Annotated in this window: 24 protein-coding genes and 1 pseudogene; 16 read left to right on the forward strand and 9 right to left on the reverse strand. The window is 60.3% G+C overall.

What is annotated here, in order from left to right; translation table 11 throughout:
• Positions 1-88: 88 nt before the first annotated feature.
• The 5 genes from FHT76_RS02375 to FHT76_RS02395 all read left to right on the forward strand — a co-directional run bounded on the left by FHT76_RS02375 (position 89) and on the right by FHT76_RS02395 (position 5,118).
• Positions 89-1,114, forward strand: coding sequence for an adenosine kinase (locus tag FHT76_RS02375; protein ID WP_259184071.1), 1,026 nt, complete (start codon positions 89-91; stop codon positions 1,112-1,114).
• Positions 1,111-1,749, forward strand: coding sequence for an NUDIX domain-containing protein (locus FHT76_RS02380; RefSeq protein WP_259184072.1), 639 nt, complete (start codon positions 1,111-1,113; stop codon positions 1,747-1,749). The genes FHT76_RS02375 and FHT76_RS02380 overlap by 4 nt, the downstream gene beginning before the upstream one ends.
• Before the next feature lie 76 nt (positions 1,750-1,825).
• The gene (locus tag FHT76_RS02385; RefSeq protein WP_259184073.1) at positions 1,826-1,999 is read left to right on the forward strand and encodes a hypothetical protein; all 174 of its coding nucleotides are present in this window, start codon (positions 1,826-1,828) and stop codon (positions 1,997-1,999) included.
• Between the two features lie 79 nt (positions 2,000-2,078).
• The gene (locus FHT76_RS02390) at positions 2,079-3,737 is read left to right on the forward strand and encodes a hypothetical protein (RefSeq protein WP_259184074.1); all 1,659 of its coding nucleotides are present in this window, start codon (positions 2,079-2,081) and stop codon (positions 3,735-3,737) included.
• 181 nt (positions 3,738-3,918) lie between these two features.
• Positions 3,919-5,118 carry an ATP-binding protein gene (locus tag FHT76_RS02395; RefSeq protein WP_259184075.1) on the forward strand — a complete coding sequence of 400 codons (1,200 nt, stop codon included), beginning with the start codon at positions 3,919-3,921 and terminating at the stop codon, positions 5,116-5,118.
• 6 nt (positions 5,119-5,124) lie between these two features.
• Here FHT76_RS02395 and FHT76_RS02400 read toward each other — a convergent pair whose 3' ends face one another.
• Positions 5,125-6,198 carry a hypothetical protein gene (locus tag FHT76_RS02400; protein ID WP_259184076.1) on the reverse strand — a complete coding sequence of 358 codons (1,074 nt, stop codon included), beginning with the start codon at positions 6,196-6,198 and terminating at the stop codon, positions 5,125-5,127.
• A 551-nt stretch (positions 6,199-6,749) separates the two neighbouring features.
• Between FHT76_RS02400 and FHT76_RS02405 the strand changes: the two are divergent.
• From FHT76_RS02405 to FHT76_RS02415, 3 genes and pseudogenes are all read left to right on the forward strand, one after another.
• Positions 6,750-6,863: pseudogene (locus tag FHT76_RS02405) on the forward strand (hypothetical protein); the annotation flags it as partial.
• A 39-nt stretch (positions 6,864-6,902) separates the two neighbouring features.
• Positions 6,903-7,886 (forward strand): D-alanyl-D-alanine carboxypeptidase family protein, encoded by a 984-nt coding sequence (locus FHT76_RS02410; protein WP_259184077.1) that lies wholly within the window; start codon positions 6,903-6,905, stop codon positions 7,884-7,886.
• An 83-nt stretch (positions 7,887-7,969) separates the two neighbouring features.
• A complete protein-coding gene (locus tag FHT76_RS02415) occupies positions 7,970-8,815 on the forward strand; it encodes a hypothetical protein (protein WP_259184078.1) in 846 nt (281 codons plus the stop codon).
• Here the strand turns inward: FHT76_RS02415 and FHT76_RS02420 are convergent, their stop codons facing one another.
• The 3 genes from FHT76_RS02420 to FHT76_RS02430 all read right to left on the reverse strand — a co-directional run bounded on the left by FHT76_RS02420 (position 8,816) and on the right by FHT76_RS02430 (position 10,859).
• Complete coding sequence (locus FHT76_RS02420) at positions 8,816-9,067, reverse strand: hypothetical protein (RefSeq protein ID WP_259184079.1); 252 nt, start codon at positions 9,065-9,067, stop codon at positions 8,816-8,818.
• Positions 9,068-9,069: 2 nt separating this feature from the next.
• Entirely contained in the window at positions 9,070-10,029 is a 960-nt protein-coding gene (locus FHT76_RS02425) for a DNA/RNA non-specific endonuclease (RefSeq protein WP_259184080.1), read from the reverse strand.
• A 65-nt stretch (positions 10,030-10,094) separates the two neighbouring features.
• Positions 10,095-10,859 carry an RNA ligase family protein gene (locus FHT76_RS02430; RefSeq protein WP_259184082.1) on the reverse strand — a complete coding sequence of 255 codons (765 nt, stop codon included), beginning with the start codon at positions 10,857-10,859 and terminating at the stop codon, positions 10,095-10,097.
• A gap of 249 nt (positions 10,860-11,108) precedes the next feature.
• Here FHT76_RS02430 and FHT76_RS02435 point away from each other — a divergent pair, with 249 nt between their 5' ends.
• Positions 11,109-11,534, forward strand: coding sequence for an EF-hand domain-containing protein (locus FHT76_RS02435; protein WP_259184083.1), 426 nt, complete (start codon positions 11,109-11,111; stop codon positions 11,532-11,534).
• A 62-nt stretch (positions 11,535-11,596) separates the two neighbouring features.
• Here FHT76_RS02435 and FHT76_RS02440 read toward each other — a convergent pair whose 3' ends face one another.
• Complete coding sequence (locus FHT76_RS02440; protein WP_259184084.1) at positions 11,597-12,184, reverse strand: hypothetical protein; 588 nt, start codon at positions 12,182-12,184, stop codon at positions 11,597-11,599.
• Positions 12,185-12,285: 101 nt separating this feature from the next.
• Here FHT76_RS02440 and FHT76_RS02445 point away from each other — a divergent pair, with 101 nt between their 5' ends.
• The gene (locus FHT76_RS02445; protein ID WP_259184085.1) at positions 12,286-12,807 is read left to right on the forward strand and encodes a hypothetical protein; all 522 of its coding nucleotides are present in this window, start codon (positions 12,286-12,288) and stop codon (positions 12,805-12,807) included.
• A 90-nt stretch (positions 12,808-12,897) separates the two neighbouring features.
• On the opposite strand, the gene FHT76_RS02450 is transcribed toward FHT76_RS02445, so the two are convergent.
• Positions 12,898-13,401: a hypothetical protein gene (locus tag FHT76_RS02450; protein ID WP_259184086.1), complete on the reverse strand. Its 504-nt coding sequence runs from the start codon at positions 13,399-13,401 to the stop codon at positions 12,898-12,900.
• Positions 13,402-13,626: 225 nt separating this feature from the next.
• Here FHT76_RS02450 and FHT76_RS02455 point away from each other — a divergent pair, with 225 nt between their 5' ends.
• The gene (locus tag FHT76_RS02455) at positions 13,627-14,094 is read left to right on the forward strand and encodes a hypothetical protein (protein ID WP_259184088.1); all 468 of its coding nucleotides are present in this window, start codon (positions 13,627-13,629) and stop codon (positions 14,092-14,094) included.
• Between the two features lie 2 nt (positions 14,095-14,096).
• On the opposite strand, the gene FHT76_RS02460 is transcribed toward FHT76_RS02455, so the two are convergent.
• Positions 14,097-14,801: a helix-turn-helix transcriptional regulator gene (locus tag FHT76_RS02460; protein ID WP_259184091.1), complete on the reverse strand. Its 705-nt coding sequence runs from the start codon at positions 14,799-14,801 to the stop codon at positions 14,097-14,099.
• Between the two features lie 231 nt (positions 14,802-15,032).
• On the opposite strand from FHT76_RS02460, the gene FHT76_RS02465 reads away from it, so the two are divergent.
• The gene (locus FHT76_RS02465) at positions 15,033-15,959 is read left to right on the forward strand and encodes a hypothetical protein (RefSeq protein ID WP_259184092.1); all 927 of its coding nucleotides are present in this window, start codon (positions 15,033-15,035) and stop codon (positions 15,957-15,959) included.
• An 84-nt stretch (positions 15,960-16,043) separates the two neighbouring features.
• On the opposite strand, the gene FHT76_RS02470 is transcribed toward FHT76_RS02465, so the two are convergent.
• Positions 16,044-16,424 carry a hypothetical protein gene (locus FHT76_RS02470; RefSeq protein WP_259184094.1) on the reverse strand — a complete coding sequence of 127 codons (381 nt, stop codon included), beginning with the start codon at positions 16,422-16,424 and terminating at the stop codon, positions 16,044-16,046.
• Between the two features lie 328 nt (positions 16,425-16,752).
• On the opposite strand from FHT76_RS02470, the gene FHT76_RS02475 reads away from it, so the two are divergent.
• From FHT76_RS02475 to FHT76_RS02485, 3 genes are all read left to right on the forward strand, one after another.
• Positions 16,753-17,136 (forward strand): DUF6750 family protein, encoded by a 384-nt coding sequence (locus tag FHT76_RS02475; protein ID WP_259184095.1) that lies wholly within the window; start codon positions 16,753-16,755, stop codon positions 17,134-17,136.
• A 339-nt stretch (positions 17,137-17,475) separates the two neighbouring features.
• Entirely contained in the window at positions 17,476-17,862 is a 387-nt protein-coding gene (locus FHT76_RS02480) for a hypothetical protein (protein WP_259184097.1), read from the forward strand.
• A gap of 122 nt (positions 17,863-17,984) precedes the next feature.
• The gene (locus FHT76_RS02485; RefSeq protein ID WP_259184098.1) at positions 17,985-18,536 is read left to right on the forward strand and encodes a DUF262 domain-containing protein; all 552 of its coding nucleotides are present in this window, start codon (positions 17,985-17,987) and stop codon (positions 18,534-18,536) included.
• Between the two features lie 748 nt (positions 18,537-19,284).
• Here the strand turns inward: FHT76_RS02485 and FHT76_RS02490 are convergent.
• On the reverse strand, positions 19,285-20,142 hold the full coding sequence (locus FHT76_RS02490) for a metallophosphoesterase (protein ID WP_259184099.1): 858 nt from the start codon (positions 20,140-20,142) through the stop codon (positions 19,285-19,287).
• Between the two features lie 582 nt (positions 20,143-20,724).
• Here FHT76_RS02490 and FHT76_RS02495 point away from each other — a divergent pair.
• Positions 20,725-21,201, forward strand: a complete 477-nt coding sequence (locus tag FHT76_RS02495; protein ID WP_259184100.1) for a hypothetical protein — start codon at positions 20,725-20,727, stop codon at positions 21,199-21,201.
• Positions 21,202-21,251: the final 50 nt, after the last annotated feature.

Genomic DNA, 21,251 nt, shown 5'->3' on the forward strand with positions numbered 1-21,251 from the left:
AAGATATCTTTATATGGACTTCACAATGGAGGACTTAGATGCTAACAAGGATATACGGGCAAATGCCCGCGGCCAATACGGAGGCACCATGGCTTACGACGTCGTCTGCATCGGAAACGCAATTGTAGACCTCATCTCCGGTGTCGGAGAGGATTTCGTCGCCAACAACGGCCTCGACAAGGGCGGCATGATGCTGGTGGACGCGGCTGAATCCGCGCGTCGCCGCTCGCTGGTCTCCGATGTCGCGATGGCTCCTGGCGGATCGGCAGCCAACACCGCCGCATGTCTCGCATCGCTCGGCAGCAGGGTTGCCTTCGTCGGCAAGGTCGGCAACGACGCGCTCGGTGCTTTCTTCCGTGACGGCATGCGCGAGATCGGCGTCGACTTCCTTTGCGAAGTCGACCACGAGGAAGTCGCGACCGCCAACTGCCTGGCGCTGGTGACGCCCGACGGCGAGCGCACCATGTCGACCTTCCTCGGTGCCTGCACGCATCTGTCTGTCGCAGACATCCCCGAGAAGGCCATCGCCGAGGCGAAGCTCGTCTTCATCGAAGGCTACCTGCTCGACTCCCCGCATTCCGCGGCCGCCGTCGAGGAAATCTTCGACATCGCGATTTCCGGAGGCACCACCATCGCCATCACTCTGTCCGACTCCCGGTGCGTCGAACGCAATCGCACAGTCTTCGACCGGCTGACGGGCCACTGGGAATGCGGAGTTGTCATCGCTAACGAAAAGGAAATCCGCGCGCTTCACGAAGCCGAAAACACCAGCGACGCCCTTGAGAAGGCAGGCATGTTCCAAGCCCTTACCGTCGTCACTCTTGGCTCAAAGGGAGCCACCTCCGTCAAGGGCGACCCGACCGGCCGCAAGCCGACCGAGACCGAGAAGGTTGCCGCCGAACCCGTCGATGAAATCGTTGACCTCGTCGGCGCGGGCGACGCGTTTGCCGCTGGCTTCCTCCACGGCTACGTTGACGGCGAATATACCCGCGATGCCCTCGCCATCGGTGCCAAGTGCGCTTCCGTGGTGATCCAGGGGCAGGGGGCGAGACCATCGGTCAAGCTCTCGGACGCGGTCTACGGCAAGGTGAACAAGGAGCTGGCCTACGCATGAGCGAGTTTATGACAGAAGACGAAATGCTTGCCATGGAAGGCACGGCGGAGGAGGCCAACGTCTCCTACATTCCGCTGCCGAACACGGTAGACGTCGTTTTGAGCGACCTTCTTGCACCGGATACCGTCACGCCTACGGCCTTCGTCTTCCCGTTCTTCGACAATGGCGACATCCTCCTTGCCCATAACCGCCGCCGTCAGGTCGAGGTCCCCGGCGGCCACCGCGACCCGATCCCGCCGAAGGGAATGACGCTGGCCGAAGCCCTTGCCCTTCCGATGTTGTCGTTCAAGGCACTGAAGAAGGAACACCCGGTGGTCGCGGCCAAGCGCGAGACCGACGAGGAAACCGGTGCAGTCGTTTCCGACGTCGTAGCCGTCGGCTTCATGCGGTCGCATTCAGACGGCGTCAAACCCGATGGCTACAAGTATCCTTGGCCGAATTCCTGCCAGCAGTTCTTCGCGGGCCTCATCGAACGGGTCGTCCCTTTCGAAGAGACGGACGAATGCAGGCCGCCGGTGCGACTGACCCACGAGCAAGCGGAACAAGCCTTCAACGGTCGTACATTGACCCTTTACCGGGCAGCGCGTGCGGCCCTGTTCCCGCAGCCCGTGCAGCACAGACTTCCGACGCCATAGGCCTTCTAAAAGTGCGGTCGACATCTTCATCTACCGCACTTCACTCTTGTCTCAAAACATCCAAGAAGGAATTCAAATGATTGAACTGAATGATTTTTCCGAACGCGGCGTGACCAAGCACAAGCTCAATCAGGCTCGACTCAAGCTCGAGAACATGAAGTCCGACTATGAACGGCAATCGAACCTTGTCGACGAACTCAAGGCCAAGCTGGAGAAACTCGGGGGCGTCGACGACGGGCAGCCCGCCTGACGGCTTGTCTTCTGGAAGGTCGGTAGACCGTTGCATCGTCCGACGGTAGTGTCCCCTTATCCGAGGGGACATCCAGACGATGACGAACGAAGAAAACGAAATCGCCATAGACTACATCCGCGCGGCATTGACGACGACGAGGCTCGTCGCTGGCCGTGAGGTCGTCATCCGCCACGACGGCATCACCGTCACGGACCCCCTCGGCGGCAAGCACCACTTCGGCAATCTCGAAACGCCGCCGTCTTTTGACGTCATCAACGAGACGCTCCAGCGGAGCTTCTACAGCTACACCGGAAGCCGCGACCGCGAGATGAAGGCGAGTGGCCACGGCGCGTGGGCGGTAACCGAGAAAAACGGCAACATCGTCCTCAAGGCGACGAAAAAGCGGAACGCGGCACTCGAAGCACTGGCCACGGCCGACGCCGAAAGCCTCTCCTTGATGCGGTCTCTGTACGGTCTGCCGAACGTCGATATCTTCGTCGCCTGCGAGGGCGACACGCGCACCAAGGATGTCGCCTTCGCGCTTGCCAGCGAACTCAACCTTTCCGGACGCAACACCTCCCTGAACGTGCCGCCCGAGTATGCGCACCGCTGGAACAGCGGCAGAAACGAAGACGCTTTGGACCAGGAGGGACCCGCGCTTTTCGACGTTCCCAAGAAAGTCGGACAGGAGTGGGTCGTTGAACTGCTGAACGACAGCAGGGACCGATTTAAGCTCTCACCTCCAGCCGCCGACGTGTCAAGGATTGTGGTGTTCGAAGACGAACGTGCCGCCAACAGCTGGACCCGCGCCACCGAAGGATCGTTCGCGCCAAGCAGACGCCCAGCGATCATGGTCGCGATAACGCTGGTGGACTCCGCCCCGACAGCGACGATCATACTGTCATCGGCAGCAAAAGCGGTCGCGAGAACCGACCTGCGCGAAGACAACGCTCCGTGGACGGTCTACAACGAACGCAAGGCCGCCCGTCTCAAGTCGAGGCCTCCCGTCCTGAAGACGTGGCACCAGACCACGGACCAGGTGGCGCGGGCATTCGTCGCCCGTCAAGCACCGCGCGGCTTCGTCTCAGGGTCGTCATTGTGGTTCCATGGCCCGGTCGCCTTTTCCGAATACCGGAAAAACCCCATCGCGGCCTTCGTGGACACCCCGAGCGGCAAGACGATCCTGTTTTCGGGTCGGGCATCCGGACAGTTAGGAACGCTCGCAGGAACGGTCAGCGGCGCACTGGGCGACATCGACAACGCGACCAAGGCCACGCCGTTCCGCTTCCACGTCGGCGAACTCACGGATTTCCTGACCCTCGGCGATCTTCCGCTCGACGAGGTCTGCTGGCGTGTCGGCGATCAAAAGAAGGAAGCGGAATATCCGTCGTCCTGCACGGTCGATGCCGCCAAGCTCGAGCAATACATCGTCAAACGTCGCAGCCACGCGGATGCCGCACTGGAAAAGGCGTCGAAGCAGTCGGTCGCGACCTATACGAAGGCCGCGTGCTGGAAGGAACTCGCCAGTATCGCCGAATTCCGCGACGCGATGGTTGAACTGCTCGGCATTTCGCTACCCGACATGGGCGACGCCGAAGAATTCAAGGCGAACGGAAAGGCGATCGACGGGGCGGCGAGGGTCAGGCAAGCCGACCTCGAGAAGGCGCGAGTGACAGCCAAGCAGCGGGAAAACGAAGCGATCGCCAGGGCCAACCAAGGCGTCCAGGCCCCGAACCCCTTCCGCCACATCCGTTGACTTCGGTGTCGACGCCCGGCATCATCTTCAACAACACGGCCCCCGTCAGCGAGCTTCCGGAGCTCACCAGCTGCTCGGGGGTTTTCTTTTTTGGTGCCGCAGACATCCCGATCGGCTGGGGTCTTGATATTCGTCTCCCTCCGGGATATCCCTCGCGTCTGTAATTACGAGGATGACGAACATGGCGAAGAACGCCTACATCGACGGACGAATGCACGCCCTCATGGAGCGCTATCAGGCGCAGCCGTGCTGGGACGCTCTGTGCGACGAGTTCCCCATCCTCCGGGACATGAACACCTGCGAGCAGGACAAGCGTCATCACGGCGAAGTCCTCGTCTCCACCCACACGCAAATGGTCATCGGCGAACTTCTCAAGGACCCGGACTTCAAGCACCTCGACGGCTGGGCGCAGTTCCTGCTGTTCTGGACGGCCGTGTTCCACGATTCCGGAAAGCCGGAGCGAACGAAGACCGAGGAAGACGGATCGATCACGTCGCGCGGTCATTCTCGGGCGGGAGCTTCAATCGCCCGCCGCGAGATGATGATCGCCGGCATGCCCTATTCCTATCGCGAACACATGTGCTCGTTGATCCTCGCTCACCAGATTCCCTTCTGGCTCTACGAACACGAAGAGGCCGCCCAGACCAAGAAGGCGATCATGCTCGCCATGGAACTGGACCCCATGCTCCTCATCATGCACGCGCGCGCCGACGCCCGGGGCCGCATCTGCCACGACCCGGAAGACATCAAGCTGCGCGTCGAACTGTCCAGCGAGGTCTTCGACGGTCTCGGCCTGTTCGATCAGCCCTACAAGTTCGCCAACGAGGAGAGCATGCTCGCCTACGTCCGCCGCGACGACCGCCACCCCGCGTACGAGGCCTACATGGACCACGCCTGCGAAGGCACGATCATGTGCGGCATCCAGGGGGTCGGCAAGGACACGTGGATCGCCGAGAACATGCCCGGAGTTCCCGTGGTCAGTCTCGACGACATGCGGGAGGAAATGGGCGTCGAATGGACCGACAACCAGGGCAGCGTGGTTCAGGCCGTCCTCGAGTCCGCCAAGTCGCATTTGCGGGCAAAGCGCGACTTCATCTGGAACGCGACGAACATCACCTCCGACCAACGCGAGAAGGTCATCAGCCTGCTGCGCGACTACAAGGCGCGCGTTCGCATCGTCTACCTCGAGGCACCCATCGACGTCGTGATGAAGCAGAATTCGGAGCGCACGGCATCGGTTCCCGACGCCGTCATCGAACGCTTCCTCGCCAAACTCGAGCCGCCGAAGGACTGGGAAGCCCATGAGGTCGTCCGCGTCATCAGGGACGCCGTCGCACCGAAGCGCCGCTACGGCAGCGTGCCGAAAGTCCCGACACCCTGATCACCGCTAGGCGCGAGCCGCGAAGCCATTTCCCGACAGGCCGAGACCGATCGGCCTGTCGTTCCATGCCTCGATCATCTCCGACACCCGCGCTCGCCCCGTGAAGGCATCGTCTTCAGTATGAGCTTCGTATTCGAGACACGCATTGACCGCCGCGTCGATCATGTCGATGTCGTTCCACGACTTGGAAACCGCATCGGAAAGCTTCCTGAAGGCGATGATACCGTCCATCGGCAGCTCGCTCAGCGCCCCCTCGACGTCCCACATGTCGACGGCCTCGGCGACGTAGTTCTTGAGCATCTTTACGGCGGCCGCCCTCAACGTCATGGCGAGTGCATCGACATGGAGTTTCGACGCGGCGACTTCCGACACCTTGATCCCACCGCCCTTTACCCGAGGGCGAACACCTTCAACGAGCGAGGCGGCATGCGCGCGCGCCGCCTTCGCCTGATCGAGGGCGAAGCAGGCGATCGGCTCGAAACCCCTGTCCTTGCCGCTGGCGATGTTTTCACGGACGTCGGTTTCGATGTCCAGCCTGAAACTGGCGACACCACTGCCGACCGAGAGAACCAGGAAAGGCTCGAGCGATCGCCGATAGAGGTCATCTCCCATGACGACATAGCTCGAAAGGTGGTCCTCCACGCGTTGGCGCGCCTTGTCGATCACGTTCATCTGCAGCTGCGTCGCGCCGGATTCCCACGGGTCAACGCGACCGAAATCGTCGGCGGAAACGATCTTCGACCCCGGATGGAACTGGAAGCGTTGGGCGGACTTCGGCATCTGGCGTAGCCGGTTCGAGACTTCGACCCTGTGTTTGCGCAGGAATTCGAGTCCTCCGGCGCGGTCGGTGAAAACTTCCGGAGAGGCGGAGCCGACATGTACGAACACGTCCCCCGACGGAGTGGTAAAGATGCGCGTTTCGTCCGTCCCGTCGTAGTTGGACAGGGTGGCCGCCAGGTCCAGATCGGCAATCTCCGGCACGTTGACGCGACCCGTCACGGCGGTGATGACCTGCTTGGCAGTGGTGTGCCTGGGAGGGGTCGCGGTGACGAGGACCGTGACATCGTAATCTACCATCATGGACCGGTCTCCCTGTTCAACTTTCGTCGCATACGACCTATTCCGGATCACCGTCTAAAAATCAAGCAGAAACAGCGAGTTCCTTGATTTCCCTGGTGTGGATAAGCAAGCGCTGAAGTTCCTCTGTAACGCCTCTGTAACGCCTGCGTCACACCTATCTCCACTACATAATAATTAGGGGGTGTAAATCGATTTAGCATGCTGTTATAAACCCGCTGTTCCATGCTGTTGAAGAGGTCGCTGGAACGGAATTGCAGAACTCGCATCCGAGAATTGTAGATCGATGAAGCACTGTTATCGCGTACTCAACGACATCACCACGCTGATCAAGGAAATGTGGCGGTCCGCCAGCCACTCTCCCGACGATTTCAAGCGCCATCATAAAGAGCGCAACGAGCGCTGCCGATAATCTGAGCAACCCGTTCGCCGACCCATGCGTCTGCCGCGTACCTCCCTTGCGGGGGCTTTTATTGTGCGCTGCACAACGAGGCCGTAGATTATTCCCATAACGAGGGGATAAATCTCATGCGCCACATCATCAGCGTCGCGCCGAAGAAGCATACCTCAACGGTTCGCTCGACCGCTTCGACCTGGAGTACAGGCAGCGCGAGATCGACCGCGGCGTCTTCAGGAAAACGACGCATCGCGGCATCGGCATCAACTGATCGATTGATTGCAGTCTGGATCGCGGCGACCATACGTCCATGCCCGCTGTTTGCCGATCCATTCTTCCGCTTCTGATCGCCTTTTTGGTTTCCGCCTCCGGTCCCGCGGGCGCGAGACCATCCCTGTCCGTCGACGTCGATACCGGAACCGTCATCTCCGCCCACGAGAAAGACAGGTCCTGGCATCCGGCGTCGGTGACCAAGCTCATGACCGCCGCCGTGGTACTCGAAGCCGTCAGGGCAGGGCGCATGACCCTCGACACCCCGATCGTCTTCTCCCAGAACGCCGCATCCGTCCAGCCCTCGAAACTCGGCCTCCAGCCAGGCGCAGCGCTCCCCCTCGGCGATGCCCTCAGGATCATGCTGACGAGGAGCATGAACGACATCGCGGTCGCCATCGCCGAGACGACGGCCGGAAGCGAAACGAACTTCGCGAGGCTGATGAACCTCAAGGCCGCCGCGCTCGGCATGCACGGCACCCGCTTCGTCAACGCCTCCGGCCTCCACGACCCGCGACAGGTTTCGACGGCGGCCGACCTCGCGATCCTGGCCCGACACCTCGTCGTCGATCTCCCGCAGAGCGCCTCCCTGTTCGGCATTCCCTCCGTGACCTTTGCCGGCAAGACGCTGCGCAACACCAACGGTCTCGTCGGCCATTATGATGGCATCCGAGGCATGAAGACCGGATACGTCTGCGCGTCGGGGTTCAATCTGGTCGGCTTGGCCGAGCGGGGATCGCGCCGTGTCATCACGGTCGTCCTCGGCGCTCCGAACCCGAAGACACGGGAGCGCAATACCGCCGCACTTCTCGACGATGCGTTCGCCTCGGTTCCTATGGGGCCGATCCTATCCTCCGACGTCACCATGCCAACCGATGCGATCGATCTAAAAACAAAGGGTTGCGGAAAACTGCTGAACGAAAATTTCAGTCTTGGCGACACGGTCTCCGCATCGCCAACCCCGCAAGATAGACCCGTTCGGCAATGGCAGATCGGCGGCAGCCTCGATGACTACACCCAATGACCGCTCCCCATCGGTAAAGACGCCAACGGCAATTGTCTCTTTCCAGAGCCTCGGGTAAGTTCCGAACACAAGGGAGATTTTAGATGGCACGCAGACCCGTACGAGTTCGCAACAGGGGCGAAGGCAACGAACTGGCACCGCTCGACGGTTTCGCCGCTGCACTGCCCGCACGTCGCCAAGAACAACAGGTTGTCGATCCGAACACGATGGAAGCCCATTTCGGCGCGATCCTCGGCAGCGACCTTCAGGACAACATCGACGACGAGACCGCCTTCGAGCGTGCCATGGCGGACCGCGCCACCGATCGCTTCGGAGAGTTCTTCACCAGGTACCGCCAACAGGTCGAAGGCGGTCAGGCCTACGATCCACGCCAGATTCACGACAACCGACGCCCGGCGCAACAGCAGGCGTACCTGCCGCGTCAGGCAGGCGCTGCCCCTCAGGGTCACATCTACCGCGGCAATCTTCCCGCGCACGCTCCGCGCAACGCCCTCGTTGGCCACGATGCGAACGCTCGCATGGTCGGCGGCGGCGGCGCGATGACGGGCTTCGTGCAGCTCCGCAGATTTCCGACCTACATGCTCGGACAGATCAGGCGTCTCGGCCGCGACATCTTCGCGCAGTACGCAGGCAACATGGAACTCGAAGACATCAACATGATCGGCCATATTCCGGGCCAGCCGTTCCACAGCCAGGCGGAAGTCCGCGACACGATCCGCTTCATCACCGAAAACGGCAACGAGGTGACCAGCGACAACATCGACTTCGGTCGCAATATCCCCGGCTACCGTGCCCAGACATCGCTCTGGCGCGTCGACCACTTCGAATTCCTGATCGTCAGGGACAACCACGGCGAGTACGTCTACGGCTGGCCGGCCGCACCCCGTCCGGCCATCGGCCACGCCCCCAACGTCCCCAGGCTGCGCTGATCAGCCGAACGGGTTGGAAACAGTCTCCAACACCGCGACATCGTCCACTTCCTCGAAAGCGCCCTCCTCGATCACCGAGGCAAGGGCGCTTTCCATGTCTGCCAACCGCTTTTGAAGCACCCTCAACTGCTCCAGAGAGCCAGCGTCGGCCTTGAGCACCAGACTGCCATGGACAGACGCACTACCGATCCCGTTTTCGATGGTCAGGCCGCCGACGGTCGCGGCTTCGCTATCGTTCCTAAAATAGTCCATTCTCATGACCTCCAAACAATCCTGACGACAATTTCCAGCACCGCGACAAGAACCGCAAGGACCCAATCCCACCAGGATTCAGGCTTCGCAGCCGCGGCGTGACCGCCGCCGTTGACCTTGGCCTTCGTCTGTTCCTGCGGGATCGCCGCGGTGACATCCGTATCGGTGTCGGCAGCGACCGTGATCGGCGGCGCGCCCAGGGGCAACGGCAATTTCACGAGAGCCGCCTTGGACGAGGCAGGCACGGCCGGGAAGACGTCCGCCCCGACCCTGTCGGTGAGCTGGTCGATCGTCACGACCTCCATTCCGCCTGTCTTGTTGTCAGCCCACCAGGCGGAAGACTGACCGGTCGACGGAACGTAGACCGCCTTGTAGACATAGGTCGGAACCAGCACGCGACCGCCGATGCGCGAAAGGCTTGCCCCCGAGAACACAGGACCTGTGACGACATACACCTCGCCATACCTTTCGGCGATGTCCCTCGTCGTATCCTCGATTTTCGCCCAGTCCTTACGATTGAGCGACGGCTTCTGCGGAACCATGTTGGCAAGGGAGAAGCTTTCGTCTTGTCCCTTCGTGGTGGCCATATCTGCGGCGGCCGCCATATGCCCACGATCAAAGCCGCTCCTGGCATAGTGCGACAGCTCGGCCCGCTCCGAGGATGGCAGCCGCGGCTCGGCATGGAAGACGTTCACCCGATCGACGGCCTTGGCGCGATGCACGATATCGGCCGTGAGGTGCTGGGCGACGAACAGAGGCGTCGCGGTCAGGCCCGAGTGATAGACCGCGAATTCCGAGAAACACAGTTCGCGCAGACCGTTCTTGAGCTTGGCGTTGACGAGATCGGGTGCCGTCCCACCGACATAATCGGTCGAGCAGTCGGTCGGCAGGACCTCCGAGGCGGCACCTTGAGAGAACAGGACGGTCGCCGCGAGCGCGGCAGCGAAAAACGAAGACTTCATGACGGAACCCATGCCCAATGGCTCACGATTGCACGGTCGGCCGAACGCGACACCGGAAATCCCGCTCAAAATGAAGGACCGCGATAGTTCACGACATCGCCTGCTTGCGTGATGTTCGAAATGTACTTGCCGTCCACCTTGTCGGCCTTGACGTATTTCGCGACCCCGTTGAATTCGCCGTTCGTCTCCATGATCCAGACCGCACCCTCGATGCCGTCGACGGCACCGTGAAAACCGCGTTCTCCGAGTTTTTCCAAGACTTCCTCGATGCCGATAGCGGGACCTTCCGAAATGAGCGCCGCGCGCGGCAGACCAGCGGCATCCGTACGCGACCTGAACTCGTCGTAGATCGCGCGGTCGGTACTGAAACGGTCGTGGAAGAGCGCGAACGAGACGAACAGCTGGTCAGGATCGACGATGTCGTACCGCGTTCCCATCGCCGTATGGAGCCATTCGCCGACGACACGCTCGCCTTCGCCGAGGAAGGCGTCGAAGTAGTCCCGGCGGGCCGCAACCCAGCGGTCGAACGCATGATGGAGAGCGAACGGAGACGTCGCGGCCAGGTAGCCGGCGCGCTGCAGGGCAATGATGTTGCCGTCGAGCTTCGCGACCGAAACACACGAGCCGTCGATCTTCTCGGTGACGATGAAATGGTCGCCCTTGCGCCTGCGTTTGCCCGTGAACAGGTCTGAATGCTCCTGCGTCAGCGAGTAGTCGCCGGGGCCAAGCCTGCTCCCGATAAGGTGGGGCGTGCTGCCATAGGCCTTGTTGCCGAGCGGCTTCGGCGGCTTCACGAAACCAGGTTCGCGGATGGGGGAGGGAACATGCATTTTAAAGAACTCGTCCGATTGCAAGACCCAATCAATGTCCTGGCCGGCGCACTTTTAAGCAAGACTCCGCGACACGTAAAGGCGATTTTTCATCCGCAAGCAGCAAAATTTCCGAGGCGAGGTCTAGGATAATGCTTCGAATACCTTTCATTACCGAGATTTAATGGCGTCCTGCCTTCACGCTTCGAAAACGAAGTCCTACATTTTTGGAACGGGAATGCTCGGACTTCCCGCCAACGGGAGGCATACATGAAGAGAACACTCATTACCGGTCTCGCGCTCGCAGCGGCCACGACCCTGGCAAGCATGGCCCATGCAGCCGACAAGCCCGCGCCTGGCGGCAAGGCCCACGACCGACCTGGCTTCGCGTCGATGGACCTCGACAACGACGGCAAGGTCACCCGCGAGGAGTTCGAGGCCGGCGCGCGCGAACGGGCTGAGAAGGCTTTCACCAAGCTCGACGCCAACGGCGACGGCACGATCTCGAAGGAGGAATTCCTCTCCGGCGGCAAGGACCGCCCCGATCTGTTCAAGCGACTCGACCGCAACGGCGACGGCGTCATCGACAAGAACGACCGACCGGAACATCCCGGCAAGCCGGAAGGCAAACTGCCCGAGGGTGGTCCCGGCGGTCCGAACGGAGACGCTCCGCCTACACCGCCGCCTGCCAAGTAACCCCGCCGACGCGGTTCCCCGAGGGGGTGGAGGTTTTCCTCCGCCCCTTTTTCTTTTCAGGCCTACACCGTCGCAGTCGACAGGAGCCATTCGGAAAACGGCCGGTCGATGAAGGATCGCGTCATGGCCGCAAGACGCAGGCAGTCCTTGTCGGCCTTGTGAACGTGGGGAAAGATTTGGTCGACCCGCTCGAAAATCGCTTCCTGCCGCTCGACGCACCACGGATCGCAGATCGAAGCGATCCGCTCGAACGCTTTGTCTACCGTCTCGAGCCGGAATTCCCGTTCCACGGCCGTGTCGTCGAAAAGCCTGTCGGTCCAGTCCCGATCCCAGGCGATGGCGTCCGAAAAAGCCGTACCGCCTCGCATCGCCTCGTTGAGCATGCGCGCGACCTCTTCGGCCTCCACGCCGTTGATCAGCAGCTGCGACCGCCTGATGCCGTGGATTTCGACCGAAGACGGCTCGAAGTACGTCGACGACCAGTTTGGCAACGGGCGGATCAAAACTTGCCGGGGAACGAGGTCAAAACCGCACCAGCCGTACTGGATCGGATACGACCCCATCATCAGGCCGCTGCTTTCGATGTCGACGAAGGTCAAAAGACGAAGGTAAGGATACCTGTCGAACAGAGTGAATTCCGGGCAGTCCATCGGTGTCTCAACTTCCTGAACTGCGTTCACACGAACGGGATTGTGGGCGGGGCCGTTCCAGGTCATCCTTTTTATATAAAGACCCCGCCGGAGTTTCAACAATGTATTTAGAAAAGCTTCTCAAGGAAGCTCTGCCCCATCTCGACGGCGAGCTCGTCGCCAATGCGGCGCGCGAGCTACTCGCAGCGCAAGCGCCCGCAGCCGACACCCAGGCGACGGAGCGCATTTCCGAACTCGAGACGGAACTTGCCGATCACCGCCGGGAGATTGCCCGCCTTCAGACTGTCATAGTCAACCAGCGAGCCGGCTGGGAGAACGCCTCTTCGGCAGCCCTCGGCGTTCTGGCTGAACGCGCCCGCCAAAAACGGGCCGAAGGTTACGACGACAATCACGACGACGAACATTCCAGCTTCGAGCTGTCATCTGCGGCCGCCGCATACATACTCGACGCGATCGATCGCGCGAAGGGCGGCGAAGGGTATGCGACACCCCCTGCGATCTGGCCGTGGTCGCTCCAGGACTGGCGGCGCAAGCCGATTTACCGTCAGCTCGAGGTCGCAGGCGCGCTTATCATCCCGGAACTGGAACGCCTTGGCCGAAACGGCCTTGCAGATGTGATCTAACCGAAGCGGATCAGGCAATAAAAAAGACCCCGATCAGCAGACCGGGGTCTTTTTCGTGGCAGCGGAAGAGGAAGACCGCGCCAACTTGTCTTACATGCGCATTCCAAAGCCCGACTGGGCCGGTGCGGTAGCAGGCATCTGGGAGCGCATGCTCGAACGGCTGCTGGTGACGTACATGTTGTCGATGCCGTTGTGCATCAGAATTCCGTCCATCACCTTGGCGCTGATGTCCTGGAGCGAGTTGAACCTGCCCTTGAGGATTTCGCTGGAATACTCGCCGCGCGGGGAAACCGCGATCGGGATGTTGTAGTGCTTGCCGGCGATCGTCGTCGAAAGCATCACCTTGCCGCTCTGCAGGTTGGCGATCTCTTCCGGCTTGAGGTACTGACCATGTCCGAGACCGGCCGCGCTCTTGCGGATGTTGGCTTCCATGTTCAAAACCGACAGGCGGCGGGCGCGGTCGTTGGTGGTGTTCGTGGACGGATGCGCCTTCACCTCGAGCTTGAAGTCGAAGTTGTTGTAGCGGTGCGTGTGGACGCGCGCGCCGAGGGCCACGAAATCGTCCGGGACGTTCTGGATGGTATCTCTGAGCATCTGGATTCCTCCTTTGATGCGAGAATCCTCCCATGCGGCCCGGCAAAATTCCAAACAAAGCGTTAACGCCGGCGAAGTCGCGAACGGAGGACGCGACAAACGCTCGCGACGTCCACAAACTAGGATTGCCTCCGCCGGCGAATTGAGAGAAGATTCGTAATCGAAGACCCCGAGCACTACGCTCGTGAGAGGCAAAGCAGACTGGCCAGCAGCGGACGATTGTATATGGACGACAAAATTGCGCTGTTGAGCAACCTGCCACTACGCACAAGGCCAGGGTTCTCGCTCGACGCATGCCTTGCGAAGATGGCGTCCGTCATCAGCAGAGCCTACAAGAACATCAAGCCGCCGTTCTACCGCCGTCTCATGGGCGGCGTTTCCAAGGACCACGCCCGCGCTGTCGTCGCCACCTGCCACGCCGACCTCACGGCGATCCTCAGGGTGACGATGCAAATCCAGAACGTCTGCAAGATCATGGCCTCGTCCGGCGACGAAGCCACCCGTCATGCCGGGAACGCGCTCTCCGGATATTGCCAGCGCCTGATCGGGGCGAGCCACGACTGGTCGGCCAAGGCGTCGGACTTCGAGGCCAACATCTTCGGCAGCGAAAAGGAACTGCTGGAACAGTGCCAGCGCCTGACGCGCATCCACGAGACGCTCGCCAAGCCCGTCGGCAACCTGTCCGACTGGTAACCCTACGGCAACATCGCGGGCAGGGAGGACTGGACGACAAGCCCTTCCAAACGCAGGCCGAGATCGCCCGGTTTTTCCCGCGCACCCATAGGCGACATCAGCTTCATTTCGCCGTCCCCATCGACCGTCACCCGCCGGAGGACCGTTTCCGTCAGGCTTGCCTGCTGGCGGCTCGCGACGACCAACCGACCAGGCGCTCCGACCGTTTCATACCGCGGGAACGAAACCGTGTGTACCACGGCTCCAGACGGCAAGCCCCACGGCACGTAGTCATGCCCGCGGACCTCGAAGACAAACTGCCTCTCGGGGGGATATCCTTCGATCACGGCAAAAGACCGCTCCCCGTCGGATCGCCCGGAGACACGGAACGCAGCTTCTTCCACGACGCCACACCCTTCGACACGCAATGCCGGCACTGGTTCCGACAGGACGGCCACTGAAACGATCTCCGGAGGGGAGGACGCCTCTTTGCGAGGGGCAGGGGCAATTTCCCCGTCGGGGCGATCGACACCCGCAAGGTCCCACGGGTCGAGACCAAGGCGGCGGGCGGCCAACATGAAGGCGATGGCCGACACGGTTTTCTTCCGCCCCGCCAGCAGATCGACAAAGTAGGCCTTGTCCATTCCGACTTCCCGCGAGAGTTCGGCGGCAGACATGCCTTCCCGATCGAGGCTTTCCCGAAGGATGTCCCTGAACCGTTCTTCCACGCATGCCCTCCGAATCGACGCTGAGAATTCATACACGCTCCGCCGATTCGCCGCAGCGGTTTTCATCACATTCGGGGATGAAATTTCATCATCTGGCGCGAGGGGAGCTGAGACTTCAGACATCCGATCCATGAGTTTTCATCTGAAATCTCATCCGGCGCGCTCGGTTTGTGGTTTGCCGACACTTGAATGAAACATCATTTCAAAGAGGTGCGCGGGGTTGCTTACAAAATGAAAATTCAGATTGCATTCAGAGAGACAAGGGAAAGCCGCAACGGTCACGATTTCTGGATCGCGACCGGCCTGTTGGAGACCGACGAGTCCTTTGCGATCGAGGCGGAAGAGCGATTCATCGGGGTGCGGATGGACTTCGCACAGGACGGATCGCCCATCCTGGCACTGTTCACAAGCCACATCTATCCTGCGACCCGCGAAGGCCGCTCTATCGATGACGAACTCAAATTCGACACCGTCGAAAACACCGTCAGGAAGACGCTCGATCGCGTGATGCCAAGCGCTTTCAGCAACGCCGAGCTGTTCCTCCGCCGAACCAGGGTCGAGGGGGCCGCGCCTGGCAAGGTCGTCCTGGCCTTCAGCGGGCTTGTCGGATACAAGCCTCCGATCCTCCTCGACTGCGACAGCGTCTTCCAGCTCGGATCGACGTCCTATGGCTCGGAGCCGGAAACCTTCCTGCGTTATGAGGGCCGGGTCGGTAGCGATATCAATCCCGGCTGGGGCCACCCGGCGCTGATCGAGGCGACGAGAGGCCACTCGTCGTCCGCCTTCCTTAGGACACCGGTCTGGGGCTTCGGCAACGAGCCTATCCGCCTTGGTTCGACGCTCCACCTCGAGGCGCAGGCCAAGATCGGCAGGCACAAGGCTCTGCATTTTTCCAAACGTACGCCGGCGGAGGAAGCGGAATACAGCAAGCTCTCCGCGATCATGAAGCGGGAAGGCCTGAACGATTTCGCAAGGCACCCCGATTTCGAGGAAGCGTTGCGTCGGATTCATGATGCCGGCTTTGCGATCGATGACCAGCCGCTCACACGGCAACAATACGCCGACCGATCTGACTACATGACCGGTGTCGTCCGTGAGCTGGTCGCGCGTCAGCGGATGTCGGAGATGGAAAACCTGGCGACACAGCTCAGGCCATAGCCGGGACGCCGAACGTCCAACGAAAACGCGGGCCGCCTGCGACTTCAGCCGAGCGGCCCTACACTGACGAGCCGACTTCGACTTCTATTCGTCGAAGAACTGGCGATAGGCCCCGTTTACGACCGCCCCCGAGCATTCGTCCTTGGGCAGTCCGGAGATCACGACGTCTTGCGTCGGCATATGGACGGCCTTGACCTGCTCGCCGTCTAGGTCACCCACCAGCAGGTCGAAAGCCAGCGGCTTCATCTCCACGATGAACTGGCAAACGGTCTCCTTGTCGTTCATGTGGTCCGAAACCCGGACTTTCATCTCGTAAAGCTTGCCGGTCTTCTTGAAGTCGGCCGTGCACTGGACATCGTCACCGCAGTTTCCGGCCAGCGGACCGACGAAGAGGTCTTCCCGCCCCAGAGCGGACCCGCCGAAAAGCGATACCGCTGCCGCTATGGTTATGATTGCCTTGTTCACTTCCAGACCCTCCGTCACGCGCCCGAAGCTATACCGGGTGCGCGAGTGGAATTCCAGACCCTGGATCGTTTCCCGGTTTACGAATGTTAAAAAACCAAACACATGCCGCCCACAGTGATCACCATGCGCCGGCGGACTTTCAAATTGGACTTGAAAGCTCCTTCAAAAAATTGTTCACACGTCGATCGTTACGAATTGTTAACGCCGCGGTTTTCATAAGAAACTTTAGCTTATCCGCATAACGCATTGTTTTCACGAAATTGTCACCTCAGAGTTCCCGCACCGACGCCACTCCAAAAATCGCGTCGGGTAAAAAAGGGGAACTGACATGAAGAAAATCCTCAACAGGGTGCGCGACCTCAACTACACGCTGGCGGCAGCCGTTACCGTCGCAGCCATGTCCGGCGAGCAGGCTCTGGCCGTGGAAGACATCGGCGGTACCGCCAAGAACATCGCCAGCCAGATCGGGGAGGTCGGCAAGATGACGGTCGCCGGCATGTTCCTGGTTGGCGTCATCGCGGTGGGTGCCGGCCTCGCGAAGCTGAGGCAGGCCGCCGAAACCCAAGGCCAGCAGGTGAAGTACTCCGAGGGCATGTGGCGCATTGGAATCGGCGCGGCGCTGATCGCCATCCCGACATTCTCCGGCATGCTCGTCGCTTCCTGGGGCGGCGGTTCGATCACCATGACCGATCGGGGCGGCATCGGATTCTGACGGCTCAAGCGTTCCGGCTTTCACAGACCCAGGCATACCGCCTGGGTCTGGCTTTTCGAGGCTCCGGCTCCAAGCTTTTTCTCGTCGTGGCACATGCGGACGCTTCGGCCGCGCTTTCACCGGCGGATTGTTTTCGCCGGTAGACCTCAAGGTACAAGCGCCGTCTTTAAATAAATCTGGTTTACATTGCAAGCATAAACGGAGGTTATTGCCGCGTTATTCTGCTGACAAGTGCCAACGATACTTTGACTACATTGATTCAGTGGTTCCCCCACGCAAGAATTTCCTTAACGCCGCTTAACAAAGTCGCGGTGGAGTCTTCAAATAAGGGGAACTGACATGAAGAAAATCCTCAACAAGGTCCGTGACTCGCAGTACGCAGCCGCCGCAGCGCTCACGGTTTTCGCAATGACCGCCATGGACGCCAACGCAGCAACCGGCACGGTCGGCGACCAGGCCGGCAAGATCGGCACTCAGATCGGCCAGGTCGGCAAGGCAACCGTCGCCGGCATGTTCCTGATCGGCATCATCGCCATCGGCGCTGGTCTGTCGAAGCTGAAGCAGGCTGCTGAAACCCAGGGCCAGCAGGTCAAGTATTCGGAAGGCATGTGGCGTATCGGCATCGGCGCTGCCCTCGTCGCCATCCCGACCTTCTCCGGCATGCTGTCCGAGTCCCTTGGCCTTGGCTCGGTCACGATCACCGACCGCGGCTCCGTCGCGTTCTAAGAACCCGGCACAACGAGTATTGACTTCATCGAAAGACCCCGACATGTTCGGGGTCTTTCTTTTTGGGCTATTCAGTTGCAAGCCTCGAAGGCAGTTTGGGACGACTAAACAGGAGATGCCCAATGTGGTATGAAAAACCCCGCGACTGGGGAAGCATCAAGAACTTCAACATCGACCACCTGAGGCTGCTCAAGCTGAAATACGAGAACGATCCGCTCTCCGTCACCCGGCACAGTGTCGACCAGAACTGGCTCATGGGCCACGCCATTCCTCCGTTTCAGCGTCCCATCGTGTGGGGCGAGGACAAGATGATCGCGTTCATCGAAACACTGGTGCAGAAGGGCGACGCCGGCACGTACACGTACCACACCAGCGAGACTTCGGTACGAACTCCCGACGGCCGGGACGTCTATCCGCGTGATATGTGGCTGCTGGACGGCCAGCAACGACTGACGTCCATCGATCGTTTCTTCGACGGAGAGTTCCCTGTCTACGGACTTTTCTGGTCCGAAGTCGATCCGGTGCGCCAACGCGCTTTCCTGAACGGCACCTTTGCGGCCTACGAGGTCAGGAACAAGTCGGAGCTCGAGTTGCGTGAACTCTACGACCTCAAGAACTTCGGCGGGGTCGCCCATGAAGAGCACCAGCGCGCAGTTCCGCAGCATCGGCCATAAAGCCATTCATAGTGGCGCGGACCGGCAACGGATCGCGCCACGTTTCCCATCAGAAATTCTCGTCAAAGCATGAACCTGTTTGATTGCAGGGCATACCTTGCACGCTCTTGTAGCACTGGCAATCACACAGGCTCAGGATGGGAAAGCCCCGCGGACAGCAATACGCATCGGAATTGACCCTCTGGGCGCACGATCCCCATCCGCAATTCAGTCTCCCCGGACATTCGCCCGAGGCGTTCGCAAGCGACGGTATGGCCGTTGCCAACGCCGTACTTCCGATCACGAGAAAGACTTTCTTTAAAAACTCGCGTCTCAGTTTGCCGACGCCCAGGGATGACCGAGGGCTATGTTCTCCCACCGGGTCCGCCGATTGTCCGGAGTGGTCTTGCGCCAGAAGTATCCGATAACTTCTGACGGAGACGTGAGATAGCCATAGAGCAATCGCGGAGACCGTGAGACAAAGTAAAGCCACTTCGAGCCATGCGTTGCTGTAGATATGAAGACGTTCAACGAGTTTGACACCCCCAAGAGACAACGTGGCCGCGCCCGCCACTAGAAACGACTGGCGCATGCATTTTGGACACCCGCCTATCCTGTAGAGGAACCCCAACCTCGGCGCTATCGAAACTGATCGCCGTTCCATCATGACACTCCTTCGTGTTTATGCGAAGCGCCTAAATTAGGACCGGAATGTATTATGCGATCTTCAAAACGTAAACGTGTTAGGCGCTAACTACTTCGGTGTAAGCTATCGCGCCTGGTTCGGGAGCAACGAAACATCGCGAGGCCGTCGTGTCACGTCAAACACAAGGGCCGAATTAAAGTTCGGATTCGGAAAACTGCCGTAACCTCTTGGATTGCATAGAACGTTCGTGCCCTCGATCATGTAGTCGAAGGTATCATGAACATGCCCATGTAGCCAGTATTCCGGCTGGTGACGCTCGATCAGCCAGCCGAGGTCCGAGGCATAGGCGGCCGAGGACGGCCGATCCAGAAATCGCTGGTGGATCGATCGGGGATGCGGCGCGTGGTGGGTCACGACCACCGTCGGTCCGTCGAACGGACGCGACAGCACGCTGTCGATATAGGCCACAGTCTGCTCGTGATACCTGATCGTGTCGCGCGGCGTCAGTGTTCTCGCCATGACACCGCCCGTCACTTCGTTCGCGTAAATTTCCACGTAGTCTGCGAGTTCGCCACGCACGGCCCGCATGCAGTCGTCCCTGGAATACTGCGGCGGATCGCTGAAGCTTTCGAAGAGGCGAAAATCCGTCCAGAGCGTGCCACCGACGAAGCGGACGCCACACACCTCGGCCTCGCTGTCGTCGAGGAGGTGGATACCGAGGTTCTCGGCGCGGGTCGAGGCCTTGCGGCGGACCGACGTCATGTCCTGGCCGTAGAGGTCGTGGTTGCCAAGCGCCATCACCACGGGCATCTTGCCGCCGATCGTCTTCGCCACCCACTCCATCCCCGATAGCATCCGGTCTGTGACGTCTCCCGCGACGACGCAAACGTCGGCATCAGGCACGTCGAAAGGCTTCGCGAAACCGATGGCCTCGCTGATCTTGAGATGGATGTCGGTTACGAAAAACAGGCGTGGTGTCATTAAGATTCCGTTGCCATTCCTTCAACACGGCCGAGATTGCGGCCATTTTCATTATTCTGGCTATTTTCACTGCGCAGTGAAGAAGCCCGCAACACCGAATATACGCTGAAAGGGCTATATTTTCGGTACAGCAAAAATAGCCGTTTCAACGTATATAGAAAATCGCTAAGGCGTCCTTAATCCACCTCCAGCTGGGGCCATTGGCCCTCCATTGTTGGCAAGCCATGCCTCTGCGCGCTTCGCTCTGTCCAGAGATTTGTCTAGGATGGCCTGTACCGCGCCTTCTCCATCTTCGACGAACTTTATGAGCAAGTTGCGGCGCGCGCGGTGGCGAAGGGTAGGGGCTACACCGACCGCGGTGATTGTCCGTTCGAACAGTATCCGCTGCGCGGTCGTCAAAGTTTCAAGCCCGCCCTCGGCATATGCCGCATCGGAGATATCGTCGTACTGACCCATCCATTTCTCCTTTCCAGCACACATTGCCGGATTGCCCCGAGATTGTAAAAGCATTCCAGTTCGACGTCTTGAATTCGCCACGAGACATCGACATCTTTGGTCCATCAAGCAACCAACGGACAAACAGTGAATCAACCCAAGAAATCTCCGCTCCGTCACCTTACCCTTCCCGTCCGCTTCCTGATCGGCCTCGTCATCGTCGCGGACGCCGTTGCAAAGCCGCTCTATCGTCCGATCCTGAATTGGGTCGCCTCGTGGCGGATCATGGAGGCCTTCGAGGCGTTGGTCTCCCGCCTGCCGCGCCTTGCGATCCTCGTCCTGTTCGCGGTTCCCTTCGTGATCGCCGAGCCGCTGAAAATTTTCGCGCTGTTTCTCATGGCGAGCGGCAACGTCGTGGTCGGACTGCCTCTGCTGATCTTCTCCTATCTGGTCACCTTCCTGCTAGTCGAACGCATCTACCACGCCGGCCGCGACAAACTCCTGAGCTACGGATGGTTCGCCTGGGGAATGGGATACGTGATACAGGTCAGGGAGCGGCTTCTCGTCTATAGGGCCGAAGCACTCTCCGCGGCGCGTTCTGTCCTGGCGCGCGTCGGCCTCTAAACGGCTAGACTTTTGCAATGTTCATCGGCAAGGTTCCCGTAAACACCTCA

The sequence above is a fragment of the Rhizobium sp. BK176 genome (assembly GCF_024808055.1).